Origin of the sequence: Streptomyces flavofungini (assembly GCF_041028215.1) — a bacterium.
Lineage (GTDB): Bacteria > Actinomycetota > Actinomycetes > Streptomycetales > Streptomycetaceae > Streptomyces > Streptomyces flavofungini_B.
Window position 1 is genome coordinate 1 of record NZ_JASKYR010000589.1, and the last position, 5245, is coordinate 5245.

The window sequence follows — 5245 nt, forward strand, 5'->3', positions numbered from 1 at the left end:
TCGCCGCCGCCCGGCTCGACTACAGCTACTCGCCCGGCCGCGCCCAGACCGCGTACATCAACGCCCTGTCCGAGCGGCGCACCGTGGGCGAGCGGTGCCCGTCCTGCCGCAAGGTGTACGTCCCGCCCCGGGGCGCCTGTCCCACCTGCGGCGTCGCCACGACGGAGCGGGTGGAGGTCGGGCCGCGCGGCACGGTCACCACGTACTGCATCGTCAACATCAAGGCCAGGAACCTCGACATCGAAGTCCCCTACGTCTACGCGCACATCGCCCTGGACGGCGCCGACCTCGCGCTGCACGCGCGCATCGCGGGCATCCCGTACGACCAGGTCCGCATGGGGCTGCGCGTCGAACCGGTGTGGTCCGAGGGCGGGCGCTACCCCGACCACTACCGGCCCACGGGTGAGCCCGACGCCGACTACGACACGTACAAGGAGCTGGTGTAGATGGCGCCCCGCACGCCGTCCGTGATGCGGCCCGTCCGCGAGGTCGCCGTCGTCGCCTTCGGGCAGAGCGACCATCTGCGCTCAACCGACGAGCTCTCCGAGGTCGAGATGCTCATGCCGGTGCTCCACGAGGTCCTCGCGGCCACCGGTCTGAGGACCAGCGACATCGGGTTCACCTGCTCCGGGTCCTCGGACTACCTGGCGGGGCGCGCCTTCTCCTTCACCATGGCGCTCGACGGGGTCGGCGCCTGGCCGCCCATCTCCGAGTCGCACGTCGAGATGGACGGGGCCTGGGCGCTGTACGAGGCGTGGACGAAAATCCAGACCGGTGAGGCCGACACCGCCCTCGTCTACTCCTACGGGAAGGCCTCGCCCGGCTCGGTGCGCGATGTGCTGACCCGGCAGCTCGACCCGTACTACGTCGCCCCCCTCTGGCCCGACTCCGTGGCGCTCGCCGCGCTCCAGGCGCGGGCGCTCATCGACGCGGGGGAGACCGACGAGCCCGCGCTCGCCGGGGTCGCGCGGCGCAGCCGTGCCGACGCCGCCGCCAACCCGCACGCGCAGCTCGGCGGGGAGTACGCGCAAGGGGAGTACGTGGTGGCCCCGCTGCGCACCGGGGACTGCCCGCCGATCGGGGACGGGGCCGCCGCCGTGATCCTCGCGGCGGGGGAGCGGGCCCGCGAACTGTGCGGGCGGCCCGCGTGGATCCGAGGCATCGACCACCGCATCGAGGCCCACAGCCTCGGGGTGCGCGACCTCACCGACTCGCCCTCCACCCGGCTCGCCGCCGAGCGCGCCGGGGTCTTCGAGCGGCCCGTGGACACCGCGGAGCTGCACGCGCCGTTCACCTCCCAGGAGGTCGTCCTGCGCAAGGCCCTGCGGCTCGGCGACGACGTCGCGGTGAACCCCTCCGGGGGCGCGCTCGCCGCCAACCCGATGATGGCCGCCGGGCTCATCCGGCTCGGCGAGGCCGCCGCCCGCATCCACCGGGGCGAGTCCGGCCGTGCCGTCGCACACGCCACCTCCGGGCCCTGTCTCCAGCAGAACCTGGTCGCCCTCCTGGAAGGAGACGCCCGATGAGCCGTTCGGTGCAGCGAGGGACGGGCAAGGAACCCGTCGCCGTCGTCGGGATCGGGCAGACCAAGCACGTGGCCGCCCGGCGGGACGTGTCGATCGCCGGGCTCGTCCGCGAGGCCGCCGCACGCGCCCTGGCCGACGCCGAGCTGACCTGGGCCGACATCGACGCCGTGGTCATCGGCAAGGCGCCGGACTTCTTCGAGGGCGTGATGATGCCGGAGCTGTACCTCGCCGACGCCCTCGGCGCCGTCGGCAAACCCATGCTGCGGGTGCACACGGCCGGGTCCGTCGGCGGGTCCACGGCGCTGGTCGCGGCGGGCCTCGTCGCGGGCCGCGTCCACGGCACCGTACTGACCCTCGCCTTCGAAAAGCAGTCGGAATCCAACGCCATGTGGGGCCTCTCGCTGCCCATTCCGTTCCAGCAGCCGCTGCTCGCCGGGGCGGGCGGCTTCTTCGCCCCGCATGTGCGCGCGTACATGCGGCGCACCGGCGCGCCCGAATCGGTGGGCTCCCTCGTCGCCTACAAGGACCGGCGCAACGCCCTGAAGAACCCCTGCGCCCACCTCCACGAGGCGGACATCACGCTGGAGAAGGTCCAGGCCTCGCCCATGCTGTGGGACCCGATCCGCTACTCCGAGACCTGCCCCTCCTCCGACGGCGCCTGCGCGATGGTCCTCACCGACCGTGCGGGCGCGGCCCGTTCGCCCCGGCCGCCCGCCTGGATGCACGGCGGCGCGATGCGCAGCGAGCCGACGCTCTTCGCGGGCAAGGACTTCGTCTCCCCGCAGGCGGGCAAGGACTGCGCGGCCGACGTCTACCGGCAGGCGGGCATCGCGGACCCGCGCCGGGAGATCGACGCCGTCGAGATGTACGTGCCGTTCTCCTGGTACGAGCCGATGTGGCTGGAGAACCTCGGTTTCGCGGCGGAGGGCGAGGGCTGGAAGCTCACCGAGGCCGGTGTGACGGAACTGGACGGGGATCTTCCGGTGAATATGTCCGGCGGTGTCCTGTCCACCAACCCCATCGGCGCCTCCGGGATGATCCGCTTCGCGGAGGCCGCGCTCCAAGTGCGCGGCCAGGCGGGGGAACACCAGGTGGAAGGGGCCCGCAGGGCGCTCGGCCACGCCTATGGAGGCGGCTCGCAGTTCTTCTCGATGTGGCTCGTCGGGGCGGAGCCGCCCGCCTCCTGAGCGGCCGCGGGGACGGAGACTCCGCAGCGCCGGATCACGGCCTTCTCACGCGGCCTGTCCGGCGCCCGGAGCGAAAGCTAGGCTGACGCCGGACCGACGCATTCGGGAGGAGCACGGACGTGGCCGAAGGCACCATTCAGCAGCATCCACTCGCGGGCTGGGACAAGCCGGAGCTCGACCTCAGCACGGCCGACTGGCGATCGAGCAGCGAGGGGCGCGGCGACGTGCAGATCGCCTTCGTCGAAGGCTTCATCGCGATGCGCAACGCCGGCCGCCCCGAGAGCCCCTCCCTGATCTTCACCCCGGCGGAATGGGGGGCGTTCGTCCACGGCGCCCGCGAGGGCGAGTTCGATCTGACGTAGGCCGCCCGCCTCGACCCGCCGTACGGGGGCTGTCCCCCGGTGCGCACTGAGGTCTGCCGGATGGGCCGATCTTCCTCGCGCTGATGCGATGGACCCCGCATCGCAAGAGCGCAGAGAAGGGGGATCACCATGCACGCGTCCCGAAGACGCCGACGCGGTCCGTTCGTTCCGTTGGGTCTCGCCGTGGTCCTGGTGGCCGCGGCGGCCGGTCCCGTGACGGCGGCAGCGTCGTCGACGACCGCACCGCCGGCGCCGGGGCCCCTCCAGCGGGAGGTGGACGACATCCACGGCACCGGACCCGTCGGCGTACTCGCCGAGGTGCGGTCGTCGGACCCGCGCCGTCACACCGGGGATGCCCGCCGTCAGGCGCGAGCGGGCACGGCCGAACCTGGCAGCGGGAGACCTGTGCCCTGGGGCGGGAAGTTCCGGATCGGCAGCGCCACCAAGACCTTCACCGCCACGGTCGTGCTGCAACTCGTCGCCGAGGGGCGGATGTCCCTCGACGACACCGTCGAGCGCTGGCTGCCGGGCGTGGTCAGGGGCGCGGGCCTGCACGGCGACCGCATCACCGTTCGGCAGTTGTTGCAGCACACCAGCGGCATTCCCGAGGTCGAGGGCGACATCCCCGCGCTGAACAGCGCCGAGGGCTACCGGGCCGAGCGGTGGCGCACCTACTCCCCGGAGGAACTGGTGGCGCTGGCGCTGCGGCACTCCAGGGGCGCCGCGAGCAAGGGCACATGGGCGTACTCCAACACCAACTACATCCTCGCCGGGATGATCATCAAGAAGGTCACGGGGCGCAGCTGGGCGCGGGAGGTGAACGCCCGGATCATCCGTCCGCTGCGGCTGCGGGACACCAGTACGCCGGGCAGCTTCCCGTTCATCACGGGCCCGCACGCCCACGGCTACCGCGCCTTCGGCACCGGCACCGCCATCGACGTCACGGCGTTCAACCCGAGCGCGGTCGACGCCTCGGGGTCGGTCATCAGCACCGCGCGCGACCTGAGCCGGTTCTACACCGCCCTGCTGGGCGGGCGGCTGCTGGACTCCGCGCGCCTCGCGGAGATGAAGAGGACCGTGCCCGCGCCGGAGCTGGGCGGCGACTACGGACTGGGGCTCGGCAAACTCCCCCTGCCCTGCGGCGGCAGCTACTTCGCGCACGTGGGCGGCGTCTCCGGCTACCGCACCTGGGTCGGCGTCACCCCGGACGGCAGCAGAACCGCCGTGGTGCTCGTCACCGGCGACGGGAACGACCGGACGATGGGGTCGATCAGCACACTCGTCCAGCGAGAACTGTGCCGGGACGAGCAGCCCTAGCGGCCTAGCGGAGTACGACACACCCCCTGTCCTCCAGCGCCCGCAGCAGCGCGCGGGGGATGTGGGTCTCGTTCCAGCGCAAGTCCAGCTTCTCCAGGGCGGGCAACTCGGTCAGCCAGCCGGGCAGTCGGCGGATGGCGTTCCCGCGCAGGTCGAGACGGCGGAGCAGTGGCAGCCCGCGCAGTGCCTCCGGCACGGCCTCGAAGGCGTTCTCGCGCAGTTCCACCTCGCGCAGCTCGCGCAGGCGTCCCACAGAAGCGGGCAGGTCACGCAGCTGATTGCCGCGCAGCCACAGCTCGCGCAGCGCGGTGAGCGAGCCGATGGTCTCCGGCAGCTCGCCCAAGCGGTTGTGCTGGGCGCGCAGTTCGACGAGGGCGGTCAGGCCGCCTAGGGCGGCGGGGAGCGAGGTCAGGCGGTTGTCGCCGACGTTGAGGTAGCCGAGCCGGGTGAGGCGGCCGAGGGAGGCGGGCAGCTCGGTGAGTTCGTTGTCGTGGAGATAGAGGAAGCGGCTGAGGTGCTCCAGGTCGCCGAGTTCGGCGGGGAGCGTGTGCAGTCGGTTGTGGCCGAGGTCCAGGGTGTGCAGATGCTTCAGGGTGCCGATGCGGGGCGGGAGGACGGTGAGCGCGTTGTCCGGCAGGAGCAGGGCTTCGAGGCGCGGGTGGTGCCAGACCTCGTCCGGTACGGCGTCGAGCCCGCCGTGCCAGTAGGTGAGTGCGGTGCTGTCGTCGGCCATCGCTCCTCCTGGTCCTCCCTCCACGTGCCGGGCGCCATTGTCCCCGGTGCCCGCGAGCCGTCGGCGCCCGGGCGGGCCGGGGGTGCGGGGGGTCAGCGCGGGCGTTCACCCATGCGGGCG

General features: G+C 72.7%; 6 protein-coding genes. 5 read left to right on the plus strand and 1 reads right to left on the minus strand.

The window, feature by feature from the left end; all coding sequences use genetic code 11:
• The 5 genes from AB8Z36_RS30325 to AB8Z36_RS30345 all read left to right on the plus strand — a co-directional run.
• Positions 1–446, plus strand: a 446-nt coding sequence (locus AB8Z36_RS30325; protein WP_369216590.1) for a Zn-ribbon domain-containing OB-fold protein, incomplete at its 5' end; no start/stop codon positions are given.
• The gene (locus tag AB8Z36_RS30330; RefSeq protein ID WP_369216591.1) at positions 447–1526 is read left to right on the plus strand and encodes a thiolase domain-containing protein; all 1080 of its coding nucleotides are present in this window, start codon (positions 447–449) and stop codon (positions 1524–1526) included.
• On the plus strand, positions 1523–2713 hold the full coding sequence (locus AB8Z36_RS30335; protein ID WP_369216592.1) for a thiolase domain-containing protein: 1191 nt from the start codon (positions 1523–1525) through the stop codon (positions 2711–2713). Before AB8Z36_RS30330 ends, AB8Z36_RS30335 begins: the two co-directional genes overlap by 4 nt.
• 119 nt (positions 2714–2832) lie before the next feature.
• The gene (locus AB8Z36_RS30340; protein WP_363251459.1) at positions 2833–3075 is read left to right on the plus strand and encodes a DUF397 domain-containing protein; all 243 of its coding nucleotides are present in this window, start codon (positions 2833–2835) and stop codon (positions 3073–3075) included.
• Positions 3076–3204: 129 nt separating this feature from the next.
• Positions 3205–4392, plus strand: coding sequence for a serine hydrolase domain-containing protein (locus AB8Z36_RS30345; protein WP_440582036.1), 1188 nt, complete (start codon positions 3205–3207; stop codon positions 4390–4392).
• Positions 4393–4396: 4 nt separating this feature from the next.
• Here the strand turns inward: AB8Z36_RS30345 and AB8Z36_RS30350 are convergent, their stop codons facing one another.
• Positions 4397–5125 (minus strand): leucine-rich repeat domain-containing protein, encoded by a 729-nt coding sequence (locus tag AB8Z36_RS30350; protein WP_369216594.1) that lies wholly within the window; start codon positions 5123–5125, stop codon positions 4397–4399.
• Positions 5126–5245 lie beyond the last annotated feature (120 nt).